This is a genomic window from Streptomyces sp. NPDC001922 (genome assembly GCF_042891165.1).
Lineage (GTDB): Bacteria > Actinomycetota > Actinomycetes > Streptomycetales > Streptomycetaceae > Streptomyces.
On sequence record NZ_JBIASV010000002.1, the window covers coordinates 152856 to 170143 of the forward strand.

Here is a 17288-nt window from a genome sequence, read left to right on the forward strand (position 1 = left end):
CCCGGCCGTCGGCCCCCGAGCCGTCGGCTCAGACCCGCAGGTAGCGGAGGACGGCCAGCACCCTGCGATGGCCGTCCTCCGACGGCGGCAGGTCGAGCTTGAGGAAGATGTTCGAGATGTGCTTCTCGACGGCCCGCTCCGACACCACCAACTGCTGCGCGATCCCGGTGTTCGTATGCCCCTCGGCCATGAGGGCCAGGACTTCGCGCTCGCGCGGAGTGAGGTGCTCCAGGCCCCGGGGCTGTCGACCCGCGCCCATCAGACGGGTCACCACCTCGGGGTCGAGGGCGGTACCGCCGTCCGCGACCCGACGCAGCGCGTCGACGAATTCGCCGATGTCGACGACCCGTTCCTTCAGCAGATAGCCGACCCCCGCCGAACCCTGCGCGAGCAGATCGGCCGCGTAGCGGGTCTCCACGTACTGGGAGAAGATCAGCACTCCCACCTCGGGCGTCTCCCGGCGGATGGCGATCGCCGCGCGCAGACCTTCGTCGGTGTGGTCGGGAGGCAGCCGGATGTCGATCACGGCCGCGTCCGGCCGGTGTTCGGTCACCGCGGCGTGCAGGGCCGCCGCGTCGCCGACGGCCGCCACCACCTCCACGCCCCGCAGGGCGAGGAGCCCGGCGAGCCCCTCGCGCAGAATCGCGGAATCCTCGGCAATGACGACGCGCATCGTCGGACAACCCCCGTGTGTTCTCGTCACCGTTCGGGACGCGCGCCGCCACCGGCGTCCCGGGCGGACCTGCCGCCCCGTCACCCGCCCCGGGCGCACGCGCTCCCGGCTTCACCGCCGCCCCGCCACCGTCCCCTCACACCCCACCGTCCCGTCATGCGCCACCGTCCCGTCGTGCGTTCCGTCCCGCCATGCGTCACCGGCGGATGCCGGGCGGGCGGAGCGGGGGGACGGCGTCGAGCGGTCGACTCGACGGCGGGCAGGGCAGATCAGCAGGGCGGAGCAGGGCAGGGCAGTACGACGGTGACCACCGTAGGCCCTCCGGTCGGGCTGTCGACGGCGAGTGTCCCGTCCACCGTCCGGACGCGGGCCAGCAGTCCCGTCAGACCGCTGCCGCCGCCGATGCGCGCTCCGCCGCCACCGTCGTCCGAGACGGTCAGCCGGAGCAGCTCTCCCTCCCGCCGCACCGCCACGGACACGGCGCTTGCGCCGCTGTGCTTGACGACATTGGCCAGCAGTTCGGCGGCGCAGAAGTAGGCGATGCTCTCGATCGCCGGAGGCGGCCGCTCGACGCCGTCCGCCGCGACCTCCACCGGCAGCGCGCAGTCCGCGGCCAGCGTGGCCAGGGCCGGTCCCAACCCCTGGTCGAGAACGGGCGGATGGATGCCGCGGACCAGGTCCCGGAGGTCCGCAACGGCCCGTTTGGCGTGGTCGCGAGCGGTGTCGACCACCGAGAGCAGCTGCTGCCGCTCCGCACCGGCATCCACCAGTTCCCGGATCATGGTGAGGTGCATGCCCAGGCCGACCAGCCGGGCCTGCGTACCGTCGTGCAGGTCGCGTTCGATGCGCCGCAAGGTGGCCGCGGCGTCGTCCACGGCATGGGCCCGGGTCTCCTCCAGGTCCCGGATACGGCTCTGGGCGGGGCTCGGACCGAGCAGGACGCGCAGCAGCAGCCGGTGCGGGGCGAGGGCGGCGCGCAGCACCGGGGGGCCGCAGAGCAGCAGCGCCAGCCCCGCCACCGACAACACCACCAGCAGCGGCCAGGAATCGACCTCCAGACCGGCGAAGGACACGGCGACGCGGCGGGTGGTGCCGTCCGGCTCCCGGACCGTGGTGTGGTTCCACCGCTGGAGCACCGGCATGGTCAGGAACACCAGCCCGTAGACGTAGGCGACGAGCACGGTGACGAACGGGAGCACCGCTGTCACCGGAGCGGCGAGCAGCCAGCCCACCGCCCGCCACCCGGCCGGGTCCCGGAGCATCGCGCGGCGCCGGTTGAAGAGGCCGGACGCGGTACGGCGCTCCGGCGCGTCGACGCGCTCGCCCAACAGGGTCCGGGCCAGGGCACGGTGGGCACCGGCTGCGCCCAGGCAGGCGCGCACGGTACCGGCTATCAGCCACGGACCCAGCGGGGTCACCGACAGCACACCGCCGACGAGCAGCCCGGCCACCGCCAGCACCGCCCCGGCCAGCGCGACCGGCAGCGCGACGACCCCGTACAGCGCGGCGGCCGAATTGCCGGAGACGAACGGCGCGGTGAGCAGTCGCGCCGCTCGTCGCCGACGCGGTCCCCTGTGAGCTGTGGTGCTACTGCCGACGCTGCCACTGTCACTGCCGACGCTGCCGCCGCTGTCGCTGCCGCTGTCGGACATGCTCTGCCGCCTCCTCGCTTCCCCCTGCCGCACTGCGTCCAGCGGGGTAGCGTTCCCTGCCTCCCCTGCCGCGCCGCGTCCAGGATTTCCCGCGGACCCGGCGGCGCACCAGCGTGGCACCACGAGTCCAGGGGGTTCGGCCTCCCCCACCCCCTCCCTCCCCTCCCCCTCCCTCCGTGGGCCGGTGAACTGCCGTACGGCGGTGGTTCCGTCACCGGCCACAGCGAGCCCACCGGGATGCCGCCCCGCACGGAGCAGTACTCCCGGAAGCAACGGCCGACGGCAACGGCGCCGCCCATCTCAAGGGCGCTGCCTGACTCAAGGACGCTCCCCGACTCAAGGGCGCTCCCTGACTCAAGGGCACTGCCCGAGTCAGTGGCACTGCCCGAGTCAGTGGCACTGCCCGACGGAACGGCCCTTCCCGCAGAACGGTGCCCCACAGAGCCGTGCCCTACAAAACGGTTGCCCCACGGAACGGTGGCCCCTGAGGCAGTCGTCCTCGCCGACGCGGCAGAGTGCCCCTCACGGCACACCGAGCCCCCGTGCCGCCGCCGTCCCGGGACGGTGAGCATCACGGCCGGCGCTCCCGGCTTCCCCCGGAGCGGCCGGAGCCCCCGGAACCTCCCGCGGCTCCGCCGGCACGAAGCCGAAAACCTCCGCGTAGAGGGCCAGTTCCGCTTCGAGCACGCGGATCATGGTGTCCGCGCGGCGGAACCCGTGCCCCTCCCCGTCGAACGTGAGGTACCGGTACGGCAGGCCCCGCGCGGCCAGCTCGGCGGTGAACCGCTCGCACTGGCCGGGCGGGCAGATGACGTCGTCCAGCCCCTGGAGGAGCAGCAGGGGCGCCCTGATCCCGTCCGCGCGGTGCAGCGGGGACCGTTCGCGGTTCCGGGCCGGGAGTTCGTCCGGCGGGCCCACCAGGCTGTCGAGGTAGTGCGATTCGAAGTCGTGGGTGGCGTCGGCCCAGCTCGTGAGGTCCAGGACGGGGTAGGCGGCGGTGCCGCAGGCGTACACGTCCGTACGGGCCAGGGAGGCGGCGGCCGTCCAGCCGCCGGCGCTGCCGCCGCGGACGGCGAGCCGGGCGCGGTCGGCGCTGCCCTCGTCGGCCAGTGCCCGGGCGACGGCGGCGCAGTCCTCGACGTCGACGATCCCCCACTGGCCCCGCAGCCGGTCGCGGTAGGCGCGCCCGTAGCCGGTGGAGCCGCCGTAGTCGACCAGGGCGACCCCGATGCCCCGTGAGGTGAAGTAGGCGACCTCCAGGTCGAGTACGGGAGCTGCGCGGCCGGTGGGGCCGCCGTGCGCCCACAGTACGTACGGCGGGAGCTCCCCGGCCGGGCCGGCGTGCCTGGGGTTGCGGGGCGGGTGGACGTGGGCGTGGATCTCCCGGCCGCCGGGGCCCGGGAAGGTCCGGTGCCGGACCTCCGGGTAGTACGCCGGGTCGACCGGGTCTTGGTGTGCGGCCCCGACGACCCGGGTACGGCCGGTGGCGGTGTCGAGTTCGACGACCTCGTGGCCGCTGCGCGGCCCGGCGGCGACCCCGGTCACCCGTGAACCGAGTACGGAGAGGGCCGGTTCCCAGTCCGTCCACGGCCCGGGGGCGTCGTACAGTTCGCCGGTCCGGGGGTCGAGGATGCCGAGGGCCGTGGTGCCCGTGCCGTGCACCACGGCGATCAGCCCGTCCGGCAGCGGGGCGAACCAGCGGCTGCCGAGCTTCCACAGCGGCCCGGCGAACTCCTCGGCGCGGGGGCAGAGCGCGGTGGCCCGGCCGTCCTCCGGGCGGACGCGGTACAGGTTCCACCAGCCGCCGCGGTCGGTCGCCACGAGCAGCGTCCCGTCGTCCGCCCAGGCGACCTGGGCGACGGCCTCTCCCCCGCTCTCCGGCGCCCCCAGCAGCGTCCGGGGCGCGCCGAGGGTGCCGTCCGGCAGGACCTCGGCGAGCAGCAGCTCGGTGCCGTCCCAGGGCATCCGGGGGTGGTTCCAGGCGATCCAGGCGGCGTGCCGGCCGTCGGGGGAAAGCTGCGGGCCGGTGACGAACCGGTGTCCGGTGCCGGTGAGTTCGCGCACGGCGGTCCGGTCCTCCGCTGCCGAGCCGTCCAGCGGCACCGCCACGACGACCCGCCGCACATCGCCGGGGCGGTCACCGGTGAATTCCTCCAGTACGCACCACACTTCGCCACGCTCGGGCAGAATCCGCGGGTCCGCCCAGCGCAGTCCCCGGCCGACCGGCGACAGCGGCGTGAGCGGGCGGGGCGCACCGGGGAGGTCCGGGGCGCCGTGAGTGCCGGACAGGCCGTGGGTGCCGGACGCGGCATGGGCACCGGATGCTGCGTGGGTACCGGATGCTGCGTAGGCACCGGAAACTGCGTGGGTACCGGACATGCCGTGGGTACCGCTCACGCCGTAGGCACCGGACCCGCCAGGGCTGCCGGCCCCGCCATGGGTACCGGCCCCGCCACGGCCGGGGGACGCCCCGGGCGCGTCCGGTTCGAAGGCGTACAGCCGCTGGTCGGCGAAGTGGACGAAGACGCCGAGCGGTCCGCGCCCGTCCCGGGGCACGGCCGCCCAGGGCATGCCGCCGTACTCCATGACCCGGCTGCGGACGTTCCAGGGCGGGGGAAGCAGGGAGTGCGCGGGGCCGTCCGCGGTGCGCCGCACCAGCGCCCGCCGGCCGTGCTCGCCGGGCCGCGGTTCGGTCCACCAGGTCTCGGCCCCGACGGTGCCGAGGAACTCCGGCCGGCCGTCGCGCGCGGCGGCCAGCGCGGCATCGATCGGCGAGCGCCACCCGCCGTAGGGGGCCGTGGTCATGATCCGCCGCCCGTACCGGCACCATCCGGTTCCGTACCGCCCGGTCCCGCGTCACCCGGTTCCGTACCGCCCGGTTCCGCGTCACCCGGTTCCGTACCGCCCGGTCCGCCGCTCCCGGTCCGCGACGTGGTGCTGTTCCGCAGGAAGCGGTCGAGAGCCCGGACGCCGAACCGCAGGGCCTCCACCGGCACCCGTTCGTCGACGCCGTGGAACAGCGCCTGGTAGTCGAAGCCTTCGGGCAGCTTCAGCGGGGAGAAGCCGTACCCGACGATGCCCAGCCGGGAGAACTGCTTGGCGTCCGTCCCCCCGGACATGCAGTAGGGCACCGCGGTGGCGCCCGGGTCGAAGTGCTCCACGGCCTCCCGCATCGCCAGGAAGGACGGGGAGTCGACGGGGGCCTGCAACGGGACCTCGCGGTGGTGGAACTCCCAGTCCACGTACGGGCCGGTGAGCCGGTCGAGGGTCTGCCGGAACTCGTCCTCGCCGCCCGGCAGGATCCGGCCGTCGACGAAGCCCGTGGCATGGCCCGGAATCACATTGATCTTGTAGCCGGCTTCGAGCACCGTCGGGTTCGTGCTGTTGCGCACCGTCGGCTGGACGATCGCGCCGGCCGGTCCCAGCTCGGCGATCAGGGCGTCGACGGCGCGGGCCAGGGCCTCCTGGTCGCCCGCGGGCAGTTCCGCCGCGATGCCGTGCGCCGCGGCGAGTTCGGTCAGCGCGGCCCGTACGGTCGGGGTGATCCGGACCGGCCACTGATGCTCCCCGATACGGGAGACCGCGCCGGCCAGTCTGCTCACGGCGTTCTCCCGGTTGACCTTGGAGCCGTGCCCCGCGCGGCCGTCGGCCGTGAGCCGCAGCCACGCCGTGCCCCGCTCCCCCGCCCCGATCGGGTAGAACCGCCGCCCGTTGGCGTGGAAGGTGAAGGCACCGGACTCGGAGATGCCCTCCGTGCAGCCCTCGAACAGCTCCGGGTGCCGGTCGGCGAGGAAGCCCGAGCCGTACTCGCCGTTGTCCTCCTCGTCGGCGGTGAAGGCCAGCACGATGTCCCGCCGGGGCCGGGCCCCCGTGCGCGCCCACGACCGGAGCACCGACAGGACCATCGCGTCCATGTTCTTCATGTCGATGGCGCCACGGCCCCACACCACGCCGTCCCGGATCTCGCCGGAGAAGGGGTGCACGGTCCAGTCGGCCGGTTCCGCGGGCACCACGTCCAGATGGCCGTGGACGAGCAGGGCGGTCTCCGTGGGGTCGGTGCCCTCGATGCGGGCCACCACATTCGTCCGGCCGGGCGCCCGCTCCAGCAGGACCGGTTCCAGGCCGGCCTCGGTGAGGAGCCCCGCGACGTACTCGGCGGCGGGCCGCTCGGCGCAGTCCCCGCCACCGCGGTTGGTGGTGTCGATACGGATCAGCTCCGAGGTGAACCGCACCACCTCGTCCATCGCGGTCTCGTCCACCGCCGCCCCGTCCGGGGCCGTCCGCTCAGCCATACTGCTCCTCCGTCGCCGCGGACACGATGGTGGTGACGGCCTTGAAGCAGCGGATGCCGTCGTACATCGTGTCGCTCGTGTAGGCGACCCGGCGCTCCCCGGTGGCCGCCACCCCCGGAACCACCGTCGCCGCTCCCGCCAGGTGCTCCGCGTCGAACTCCAGCTCCACGGTGAACGGCCCGTTCCGGGCCGGTTCGTGACGCACCGCCAGCCCCGCCGCCTCCTTGGCGGCCGCGCGGATGTCGGCGGCCGTGCGGGCCGGGGTACGGCAGACCGCCGCGTACCGCGAGACGTAGTCCTTGACGGCCACGCCGCGCGCCCGCGGTGCCCACCCGGCGGCGTCCTCGCAGGTTCTGTCGTCGCCGGTGACCAGCACCACCGGGACCCCGAACTCCGCGGCCACCAGGGCGTTGAGCAGGCCCTCGCTCGCGCGGGTGCCGTCGACCCAGACCCCGGTGACGGAGTTGGCCAGATAGGTGTGGGCCAGCACCCCCTCGGTGCCCGCACCGGTGTGATAGCCGACGAACGCCACCCCGTCCACGTCCCCGTGCTGCACGCCCTCGACCATGCTCAGCGCCTTGTGCCGCCCGGTGAGCATCCGCGCCCGGTCGTCGAGCTGCTCCAGCAGCAGGTTGCGCATGGTCCAGTGCGCCTCGTTGACCACCACGTCGTCCGCGCCGCCGTCGAAGAAGCCGGCGATCGCCGCATTCACATCGGACGTGAACAGGGGGCGGCAGCGCTCCCACTGTTCACTGCCCGGGAGCACATCGCCCGGCCAGGTCACACCGGTCGCGCCCTCCATGTCCGCGGAAATGAGGATCTTCATGCCACGACGGTACGCGCCGCCGCGGGGCCGAACCAGGCCTGTGGACAACCGCACCGGGCCCGCCGCGGGAAGTCAGCCCGTACGGCCCATGACCAGCGCCCGGACGGGCAACGCCACCCAGCCCCAAGGACGAAAGCCTGCGTCGGGCAGGGCCGGCACGGAGGGCGGGCCGCCTCGGCACGGGCCCCCTTCCGAGGCCCCTCACCACCCGTCGGCCGCACCACGCGGCTGCCCCGCCCGACCGCCCGTCAGTCCTCGTGCCCGAGCTGGAGATCGCGTTCGGTGCGGCCCCCGCCGGCCACCTGGAGGACGGTGGCCACCGGCGGGTACCCGGCGGCGATCACCGTGTACTCACCCGCCGACAGGTCGACGAACCGGAAGGTGCCGTCCACTCCCGTCGTCAGGGTGTCGACCACATTGCCCGCCGCGTCCAGCAGGGTGACCCGGGCGTCCTCGACGGCGCGGCCGGCGTGCGCCCGTACGGTGCCGCGGAGCACCGCGCCGCCCGCGAGCTCGACGTCCTGCCGGGTCTCCCGGGCCGCCTGGACGGTGACGGCGAGGGCGGCCGGGCGGAAGGCCGGGGCGCTGGCGGCGAGGACGTACTCCCCGGCGACCAGCTCCCCCATCACATAGCCGCCCTCCCGCCCGCTGCGGGTGGTGGCCACCACCTCGCCGCGGACGTCGGTGAGGGTCACCGTGGCGTCCCGCACCGGCGAGCCGTCCGCGGTCAGCACCGTCCCGGCGAGCCTGCCCGCGCCGCCGAGCACCACGTCGAGGTCGACCGGGCGCTCGCCGACGGTGACGCTCACGGCCTGCGGCTGGTGCCCGCCCGCCGCCGCGATGAGCACGTAGGACCCCGGTCCGGGGGTGCTCAGCGCGTACCGCCCGTCCTCGCCGGAGGCGCCGCGTCCGATCTGCCGGCCGGAGACGTCGATGAGGGTGAGCGCGGCGCGGGGGACCGTGGTCCCGTCGTGGTGCTGGACCGTGCCGCAGACCGGTACCCCGGCCGGCGACGCGCCGGTGCCGGACACCGGGCCGGGGGCGGCGGCGGCCGCCCCGGAGGAGGACCGTGCGGGCGGGACGGTCATGGTCTCGGCGGTGGGGGCGTGGTAGGACACCAGGGGTTTCTCCGTCAACAGGAAGGCGAGCAGGAAGCCGAGCAGGAGCACCGGCACCAGGTAGAGGAAGATGCGCGGCATGGCCTCGGCGTACGCGCGGATGTATCCGTCGCGCAGCGCCGCCTCCATGGCGTGCACCATCTGCGGGGTGATCGAGTCCGGCTCCGGCAGGGCGACCCCGGCGGGGAGTTCGTCCGCCAGGCTGCCGGCGAGCCGGTCGGCGAAGAGCGTGCCGAAGACCGCCGCGCCGACCGAACCGCCCATCTGCCGGAAGTAGTTGTTGGCGCTGGTGGCCACGCCGAGGTCGGCCGGCGGCACCGCGTTCTGCACCGCCAGGACCAGCACCGGCATGACCAGGCCGATGCCGACGCCGAGGATCGCCATCCAGACGCTGTACTCGGCCCGGCTCGTGTCCGTGCCGAGCCGGGACAGCAGCCACATGCCGACCGCGGAGACGGCGCAGCCCGTCACCGGGTAGACCTTGTAGCGGCCGGTCCGGCTGATCAGCTGGCCGGAGAGCACGGAGGCGACCACGATGCCGCCCATCATGGGCAGCATCAGCAGTCCGGACTCGGTGGCGCTCACCCCGTCGACCATCTGGAGGAAGGTCGGCAGATAGCTGGCGGCGCCGAACAGCGCGACCCCGATCACCATGCCGATGAGACCGGTCATGGTGAACACCCCGTCGCGGAACAGCCGCATCGGGATGATCGGTTCGGGGGCGAAGTTCTCGACGACGACGAAGAGCAGCACCGAGCCCACGGCCCCGCAGGCGAGCCCGAGGACGACCCGGGAGGTCCAGGCGTACTCCGTGCCGCCCCAACTGGTCAGCAGGACCAGGCAGGTGGAGGCGGCGGCGAGCAGGAGCGCGCCGAGGATGTCGAGGCGCGGCCGGGCGGCGGGCTTCGGCAGCTTGAGCACGACGGCGATGACGGCGAGGGTGACCAGGCCGAAGGGCACGTTGACGTAGAAGCACCAGCGCCAGGACGCGTGGTCGGTGAAGAAGCCGCCGAGCAGCGGCCCGGCGACGGAGGCGAGGCCGAAGGCGGCTCCGATGGCGCCCATGTAACGGCCGCGTTCCCGGGCCGGGACGATGTCGGCCATGATCGCCTGGACGCCGATCATCAGGCCTCCGCCGCCGACGCCCTGGACGGCGCGGAAGGCGATCAGTTCGTTCATCGTCGCGGACCGGCCCGCGAGGGCGGAGCCGATGACGAACACCACGATGGCGAACTGGAAGACGCCCTTGCGGCCGAAGAGATCGCCGCACTTGCCGTAGAGGGGCAGCACGACGGTCGAGGCGAGGAGGTAGGCCGTCACGGCCCAGGACATCCGGTCCAGGCCGTGCAGTTCGCCGACGATCCTGGGGAGCGCGGTGGCGACGATGGTCTGGTCGAGCGCCGCGAGGAGCAGGGTCAGCATCAGGCCCAGGAAGACCGCGCGGATCCGGCGCGGGCCGAGCTGCGGGGGCGGTACGGGGCCGGCGGGAGCGGGGCCGGCCGGGGCGGCCGCGGCGGCCGGCCGGGCGTCCTTCACCAAGGTGGTCCCGCCCACGTACAGCTCCCCTCGTCGCGTTTGCGCCGCCAGTTGTCGCATTGCACGACAACCGGGAGCAAGCGCGACGATTCACCGGGACGAGGGACCGGATCGGGGTCCAACCACCGCGCGGTGAACGGACATCGGGCGCTCATCAGCGTCTTTCGGCCGTGCCGGGGAATCTGCGGCACCTGCCCGAAGCCACCGGAAAACCACTCGTTCCGGTGAGCTTCGGGTGCGCTGCGGCGACGGCCCGGACAGGCCTGGGAGCAGCGCCCGCAGCCCGTCGCCGCCCGACGTACCTCTCGGGCTACTTCTCGACGTGGGCGGCGAGCTTCGCGAGCACCGCGTCGTAGATCCGGCCGAGGCCCTTGGGGGCGAAGGTCTTCTCGAAGAAGCCGCCGATGCCGCCCGCGCCGTTCCAGACGGTGGTGACGACGACGTTGGCCGCGCCCGTCCCGGCCGGGGTCACGGTCCAGGTGGTGACCATGGAGGAGTTGCGGTCCTTCTCCACCAGCTGTCCGGCGCTGGGCTCGGAGACCTCCAGCAGGCAGTCGCGGACCCGCTTGCTGGTGGCCTGGAGCTTCCAGTGCACCAGGGTGCCCTCCCCGCTGCCGCCCTCGCGCACCTCGTACTCGCTGAAGTGCTCGGGGAGCAGCTCGGCGCGGGTGCCGGAGTAGTCGGCCAGTGCCGTGAACACCGCCTCCGGTTCCGCCTGGACGATCCGCTCCGTGGTGGCCTCGACCTGCGCCATCGCTGTTCCTTCCGTCGACCTGCCGGTGTCCGGATCCGGTGCCCGGATCCGGTGCCGCACAGCCAACCACCGGCGGGGCGCCCGCCCAAATCCGGGCGCCGCCGGGCACCGGCCGTCCGTGCACCAGCCACCCCGTACCGGCCGAGGGGCACCGGCCGTCTGGCATGAATCGAATATCTGTTCTAGCGTGGAGCGGGCAAGGAAAGGAGGCGCCATGCGCTGGGACGGTCTCACCGACGACGCGACCACGGCGGCGCCCGCACTCTTCGGCACCGACGCGGTCACCCGCACGTTCGACACCCCCGAATTCCGCGGCATCACCTTCCACGAGGTCCGGGCCCGCACGATCGTGAACCGGGTCCCGGGGGCCTCCCGGATGCCGTTCGAATGGACGGTGAACCCGTACCGCGGCTGCTCCCACGCCTGCGTCTACTGCTTCGCCCGCAAGACGCACAGCTATCTCGACCTGGACACCGGGGCCGGGTTCGACTCGCAGATCGTGGTCAAGGTCAACGCGCCCGAACTGCTGCGCCGGCAGCTCGCCTCCCGGGGCTGGAAGGGCGAACACATCGCGATGGGCACCAACGTCGACTGCTACCAGCGGGCCGAGGGCCGCTACCGGCTGATGCCCGGCATCCTCGCCGCGCTGCGCGACTACGCGAACCCCTTCTCCATCCTCACCAAGGGCACGCTCATCCTGCGCGACCTCGAACTGCTGCGGCAGGCGGCCGCGGTGACCGAGGTCGGCACCTCCGTCTCGGTGGGCTTCCTCGACCACGAGCTGTGGCGCACCGTCGAGCCGGGCACCCCGGCGCCGGAGCGCCGGCTGGAGGTCTGCCGCACCCTGGCGGCCAACGACATCCCGTGCGCCGTCCTGATGGCCCCGGTCATCCCCTTCCTCAGCGATACGCCCGAGCAGCTCCGCGCGACGGTGCGGGCCATCGCGGCCGCCGGGGCGACCTCGGTGACACCGCTGGTGCTGCATCTGCGGCCGGGCGCGCGGGAGTGGTTCATGGAGTGGCTCGGGCACCACCACCCGCACCTGGTGCGGCGCTACGAGACGATGTACGCGGGCGGGTCGTACGCCCCGACGTGGTACCAGCGCCGGATCACCCGCCAGGTCCACGCCTACGCGCGGGAGTTCGGCATCGGCCCCTTCCGCGCGGGCGCGGCGCGCCGCATCGCCGAACCGCCGGCCGTGGACGAACCGTCGGCCGTGGAATCGAGTGCCCCGTCGGCGCCGGAGCCGACGCAGCTCACGCTGCTGTGAGCGCCCGGAAAACCGCGGTGCGCCGGCCGTAGCGCGCACCTAGCCTGAACGCATGCTGCTCATCAGGGACATGACGGAGCGGGACCTCCGGGCGGTGTCGGCCGTGCGGGTGCGCGGCTGGCAGGCCGCGTACACCGGGCTGCTGCCACAGGCCACACTCGACGCGATGAGCGTCGAGGAGGACGTGGCCCGGCGCCGGGAGATCTTCGCGCACGGCCGCGGCACCACCGGCGCCCCTGCCGACCTGGTGGCCGAACGGGACGGCGAGGTCATCGGCTGGGCCTGCACCGGCCCCTGCCGCGACGCGGACGCCGGCCCCGGCGACGGTGAGCTCTACGCCCTCTACGTGCTCCCCGAGCACCTCTCCACCGGCACCGGGCGGGCCCTGCTGGCCGCCTCGCTCGCACACGCCGCCGACCGCGGGTTTTCGGCCCTGCGCCTCTGGGTGCTCGAAGGCAACGCCCGCGCCCGCCGCTTCTACGAGATCGCGGGCTTCACCCCGGACGGCGGGCGGGATCCGAACGTCGTGGACGGCGCACCGGCTCCGGAGGTCCGCTACGCACTCCGGCTGTCCGGCACGGCACCTGCCGGACCCGTCCCGCTCGGCCCGTAGCCACCTCCCGGCCGGCCGTCTCGCCCTCTTCCGGCCGGCTCCAACCCCTTGCGGCCCGGCGCCTCCACTCCCTCCGGACACCCTCCAGCCCGCCGTCTCCACCTCTTCCGCCCCGCGGCCCCCGGCCCCATCCGGCCCCCGGCGCCTCCGCTCTTCTCAGCCCGTCGCCTCAGCCCGTCGCTTCCTCCCCCAGCCGCGCCAGGGACGCCGCCGCGGCCGCCGCCAGCCGGGGGTGGTCCCGGGCCGCTCGCAGCACCGGTACGGCCCGGTCGTCGCCCAGCGCGCCCAGCCCCTCGACGCACGCCAGCGCGATCCGCCAGAACGGGTCGTGCGGTGCGAGCAGCCGCCGCAGGGTCGCGGTCAGCGCCGGCGCCGACTCCGGCGCGCGGAGCGCGGTGAGCAGCCGGACGGGATGCAGGGCGTACGCCGTGCGCAGCGGGTTGGTGGCCAGCGCGGCCGCCGCCCGGGCCGTCCGGGGGTCCCCGAGCCGGGCCAGGGCGACGGCCGCGGTGGAGCACCGCTCCGGGTCCCGGTGGTTGAGCAGCAGCACCAGCGGTTCGAAAGCGCGCCGGTCGCCGGCGCACGCCAGGCCGAACGCCGCGATCTCCCGGGCCCACAGCGGCCGGCCCGGCTCGGCCAGCACCCCCGCCAACTCCGCGACGGCCCGGCCCGTACCGGCCGGAGGAACCGCCCCCGCGGACGCGTCCAACGGCGCCCGGGCCGTCGTCCGCGCCCCGGACGCCCCGGCACCGTTCGGCGCCACAGGAACCGCGTCCGCGCCCGCCGGCCCGTCGTCCGCACCCCGTTCCGTGGGCGCGGCGCCCGCCGCCGTCCCCTCGGCCGTCCTCACCGCGGTGAGCTCCGCGGTGAGCGCGACCAGCCGGACGTACTCCGCCCGCTCCGCCGCCCCCGCCGCTTCGCTCCGCACCCGTTCCGCCAGTTCGCGGAAGTCCTCTTCCATCGGCCGTCCTCCCCAGTGACCGGCAGTGGCCCGGACACTGATCGACAGTGGTCGGCGCCACATCTCCCGGCGCTCCCCGTCCTCTGGCGTACCTGGTTACTGACGGGTTAAGCTCTGGGTACGAGCACACCCGCTCGGGCGGCCTGGTGACGCAGCCGCCAGTGCAGTCGGTTCTGCACAGCACGCAGTACGGCACGGCTCCGGGACAGGGCCTGCCGCTTTCTTCTCCGGGCAGTGCTGCCCGTCGTGCATCACATCACGCAACTCCCTCCCGCGGTACGCCCTTTGGCGACCCCGGAAAACCCTCAGTCGTCACTCTCCCCGCGCCCTTGGCCCGGGGAACACCCTCTGGAGTCTCGCGATGGACCGTTCGTCCACCCCTGATCCCGCCCCTGTCCCCACCGCTCTCGGCACCATCGCCGTCGTCGGCCTCGGCACCATGGGTGCCGGTATCGCCGAGGTGCTGGCCCGCGCCGGCCGCGAGGTCATCGGGATCGACATCAGCGAAGCCGCGGCCCGGCAGGCCGTGTCCGCCCTGGAAGCCTCCACCGCCCGCGCCGTGGAGCGCGAGCGGCTGACCGAGCAGGAGCGGCGGGACGTTCTCGCCCGCTTCCGCACCTTCTCGGACCTGCAGGCCGCAGCCGACGCCGACCTGGTCATCGAGGTCGTGCCGGAGAGTTACGAGACCAAGCACGAGGTGTTCTCGGCCCTCGACGCCGTCGTCCGGCCGGACACCATCCTGGCGACCGGCACCAACGCCCTCTCGGTGACCCGGCTGGCCGCCGACTCCGCCCGTCCGGAGCGCGTGCTGGGCCTGCACTTCTTCAACCCGGCGCCCGCGATGAAGCTGGTCGAGATCGTCTCCTCGGTGCTCACCGCGCCCGCCGCCGTCGCCGCGGTGACCTCCCTCGCCCACGAGCTGGGCAAGCAGCCGGTGGCGGTCGGCGACCGCCCCGGCTTCGTCGCCGACGGCCTGCTCTTCGGCTACCTCAACCAGGCCGCCGCGATGTTCGAGGCGAAGTACGCGACCCGCGAGGACATCGACGCCGCCATGCGGCTCGGCTGCGGTCTGCCGATGGGCCCGCTCGCGCTGCTGGACCTGGTCGGCATCGACACGGCCCGCCGCGTCCTGGAGGCGATGTACGCCTCCTCCGGCGACCGGCTGCACGCCCCCGCGCCGATCCTGGGGCAGCTCGCCGAGGCCGGGCTGACGGGCCGCAAGGCGGGCCGCGGCTTCTACACGTACGAGGCCCCGGGCAGCGCCACGGTGGTGCCCGACGCCGAGACGCCGGACCCGGCGGGTGCGGCCGCCGGGTCCGGCCGCACGGTCAGCAGCGTGGGCGTGGCCGGCTCCGGGACCATGGCGAGCGGGATCGCCGAGGTGTTCGCCAAGGCGGGCTACGACGTCGTGCTGGCCGCCCGCAGCCAGGACAAGGCGGACACCGCCAAGGGCCGGATCGCCAAGTCCCTGGCCCGCTCCGTCGACAAGGGCCGGATGACGGCCGAGGCGCGGGAGGAGACGCTGGCCCGGGTCACCCCGGCCGGCTCCCTGGACGCGTTCGCGGACGTGGACCTGGCGGTCGAGGCGGTGGCCGAGGACCTGGAGGTCAAGCAGCAGCTGTTCGCGACGCTGGACAAGGTCTGCAAGCCGGGTGCGGTGCTCGCCACCACCACCTCCTCGCTGCCGGTCGTCGCCTGTGCCCGCGCCACCTCGCGGCCGCAGGACGTCATCGGGATGCACTTCTTCAACCCGGCCCCGGCGATGAAGCTGGTCGAGATCGTGCGCACGGTGCTGACCTCCGACGAGGTGCACGCGACGGTCCGCGAGGTGTGCACAGCGGTCCGCAAGCACCCGGTGGACTGCGGCGACCGGGCCGGATTCATCGTGAACGCCCTGCTGTTCCCGTACCTCAACAACGCGGTGAAGATGGTCGAGGAGCACTACGCGACCCTCGACGACATCGACGCCGCGATGAAGCTGGGCGGCGGCTACCCGATGGGCCCGTTCGAGCTCCTGGACGTGGTGGGGCTGGACGTCTCGCTCGCCATCGAGCGGGTGCTGCACCGGGAGTTCCGCGATCCGGGCCTCGCTCCGGCTCCCCTGCTGGAGCACCTGGTGGCGGCGGGCTGCCTGGGCCGTAAGACGGGGCGCGGCTTCCGCGAGTATGCCCGGCGCTGACCGGTCACCGGGGTGGGGCGGGCTCCTGGAGCCTTCAGGGAGTCCGCCCCCGCACACGGACAGTGCACCGTGTTACGTTCCCCACATGTCCCAGCCCGTGAAGTCCGCTCGTACCCTGCGATCGTCCGAGAAGGGGGCGTCCGAGGGAGCCCCGGAGAGCGCGGGCAGCCGGCGGGCCGCCGCACAGCGCCTCAAGATGCGCCGCGAGCTGGCGTCCGCGGCGATGGAGCTGTTCGCGACGAAGGGCTACGAGGCGACGACGGTCGACGAGATCGCCGCCGCCGCGGGGGTCGCCCGCCGGACGTTCTTCCGGCACTTCCGGTCGAAGGAAGAGGCGATCTTCCCGGACCACGACGACACGCTGGTGCGGGCGGAGGCGGTGCTCGACGCGGCGCCCGCGCACGAGCACCCGCTCGACACCGTGTGCCGGGGCATCAAGGAAGTCATGCGGATGTACGCGTCGTCCCCCGCCGTCTCGGTGGAGCGCTACCGGCTGACCCGGGAGGTGCCCACGCTGCGGGAGCGGGAGATCGCCTCGGTCGCCCGGTACGAGCGGCTGTTCACCCGTTATCTGCTGGGCCACTTCGACGAGCGCGCGCACCACGTCGGCAACGACGACCCGCTGCTCGCCGAGGTCGCCGCCTCCGCGGTGGTGACGGCCCACAACCACGTGCTGCGGCGCTGGCTGCGCGGCGGCGGCAAGGGGGACGTGGAGGCGCAGCTCGACCACGCCTTCGCCATCGTCCGGGACACCTTCGGCAGCGGGATCGGCGCGGGCCGCTCCGCCGCCGACCGGGAACCGGCGGCCTCGGTGTCCACGACCGGGGAGGTCCTGGTCACGGTGGCCCGTACGGACGCGCCGCTCAGCGAAGTGATGCGCACGATCGAGCGGGCCCTGAAGGACCGCTGAGACCCGGCCGGGCCCCGGCGTCGCATCCCAGGACCCACGCCCCACAGCGCGGCGCGGCGGCCGCAGGAGGCGGAGTACAGCCGCGGGAGGTACCGCGGGCCGTCCCGCCCCGTCCGGTCGGCCGCGATCCGGCCAAGCGGCCGACCGCCGTCACCCCGAAGGCTTCCGGCGGCTCCCGGCCGGCGGAAGCGGGCCTCCGGGCGGGTACGCCGGAAAGCATGACCAGCGTAACTTTCCGCACATTTTCGAGCACTTTTAGCAACGGCCGCCTCAGGAGAGGCGGCCGTTGTTGCTCATACGTACCCCCCGGATGACATCTGAGAGAAATTCTTGGCACGCAGTGTCTTGCCGAGTGGCACGCGGTGCCATACGTTGAAGGTGTCCGGGCGGCCGGCGCGCAGAGACAACCCTCGTGCGTCGGCTGTCCCCGCAATCCATGCGCGCCCGGACGCCTGCGTCACAGGCACCTCCTGCGCGACCCGCGCTGCCAGCACCACATCGCGC

12 protein-coding genes are annotated in these 17288 nt (G+C 73.9%); 4 read left to right on the plus strand and 8 right to left on the minus strand.

Annotated features, from left to right (window positions below; genetic code table 11):
- Positions 1-28: 28 nt before the first annotated feature.
- The 7 genes from ACFYYR_RS04130 to ACFYYR_RS04160 all read right to left on the minus strand — a co-directional run bounded on the left by ACFYYR_RS04130 (position 29) and on the right by ACFYYR_RS04160 (position 10851).
- A complete protein-coding gene (locus tag ACFYYR_RS04130) occupies positions 29-673 on the minus strand; it encodes a LuxR C-terminal-related transcriptional regulator (RefSeq protein ID WP_388846686.1) in 645 nt (214 codons plus the stop codon).
- 269 nt (positions 674-942) lie between these two features.
- Positions 943-2325 carry a sensor histidine kinase gene (locus ACFYYR_RS04135; RefSeq protein ID WP_388846688.1) on the minus strand — a complete coding sequence of 461 codons (1383 nt, stop codon included), beginning with the start codon at positions 2323-2325 and terminating at the stop codon, positions 943-945.
- A gap of 522 nt (positions 2326-2847) precedes the next feature.
- On the minus strand, positions 2848-5130 hold the full coding sequence (locus ACFYYR_RS04140) for an LpqB family beta-propeller domain-containing protein (protein ID WP_388846690.1): 2283 nt from the start codon (positions 5128-5130) through the stop codon (positions 2848-2850).
- Entirely contained in the window at positions 5127-6617 is a 1491-nt protein-coding gene (locus tag ACFYYR_RS04145) for a M20/M25/M40 family metallo-hydrolase (RefSeq protein ID WP_388846692.1), read from the minus strand. Before ACFYYR_RS04145 ends, ACFYYR_RS04140 begins: the two co-directional genes overlap by 4 nt.
- Positions 6610-7443: a M55 family metallopeptidase gene (locus tag ACFYYR_RS04150; protein ID WP_388846694.1), complete on the minus strand. Its 834-nt coding sequence runs from the start codon at positions 7441-7443 to the stop codon at positions 6610-6612. The genes ACFYYR_RS04145 and ACFYYR_RS04150 overlap by 8 nt, the downstream gene beginning before the upstream one ends.
- Positions 7444-7691: 248 nt before the next feature.
- Positions 7692-10115, minus strand: coding sequence for an MFS transporter (locus ACFYYR_RS04155; protein WP_388846696.1), 2424 nt, complete (start codon positions 10113-10115; stop codon positions 7692-7694).
- A gap of 292 nt (positions 10116-10407) precedes the next feature.
- A complete protein-coding gene (locus tag ACFYYR_RS04160; RefSeq protein ID WP_388846698.1) occupies positions 10408-10851 on the minus strand; it encodes an SRPBCC family protein in 444 nt (147 codons plus the stop codon).
- Positions 10852-11065: 214 nt separating this feature from the next.
- Between ACFYYR_RS04160 and ACFYYR_RS04165 the strand changes: the two genes are divergently transcribed.
- Together ACFYYR_RS04165 and ACFYYR_RS04170 are read left to right on the plus strand one after the other, a co-directional pair.
- Complete coding sequence (locus ACFYYR_RS04165; RefSeq protein WP_388846700.1) at positions 11066-12121, plus strand: Rv2578c family radical SAM protein; 1056 nt, start codon at positions 11066-11068, stop codon at positions 12119-12121.
- Positions 12122-12173: 52 nt separating this feature from the next.
- Complete coding sequence (locus tag ACFYYR_RS04170) at positions 12174-12734, plus strand: GNAT family N-acetyltransferase (RefSeq protein ID WP_388846702.1); 561 nt, start codon at positions 12174-12176, stop codon at positions 12732-12734.
- 169 nt (positions 12735-12903) lie between these two features.
- Here the strand turns inward: ACFYYR_RS04170 and ACFYYR_RS04175 are convergent, their stop codons facing one another.
- On the minus strand, positions 12904-13443 hold the full coding sequence (locus ACFYYR_RS04175; protein ID WP_388847258.1) for a HEAT repeat domain-containing protein: 540 nt from the start codon (positions 13441-13443) through the stop codon (positions 12904-12906).
- A 613-nt stretch (positions 13444-14056) separates the two neighbouring features.
- Here ACFYYR_RS04175 and ACFYYR_RS04180 point away from each other — a divergent pair.
- Entirely contained in the window at positions 14057-15874 is a 1818-nt protein-coding gene (locus tag ACFYYR_RS04180; RefSeq protein WP_388846704.1) for a 3-hydroxyacyl-CoA dehydrogenase family protein, read from the plus strand.
- An 85-nt stretch (positions 15875-15959) separates the two neighbouring features.
- Positions 15960-16784 (plus strand): TetR family transcriptional regulator, encoded by an 825-nt coding sequence (locus tag ACFYYR_RS04185; protein WP_388846706.1) that lies wholly within the window; start codon positions 15960-15962, stop codon positions 16782-16784.
- The last annotated feature ends 504 nt before the right edge of the window (positions 16785-17288 follow it).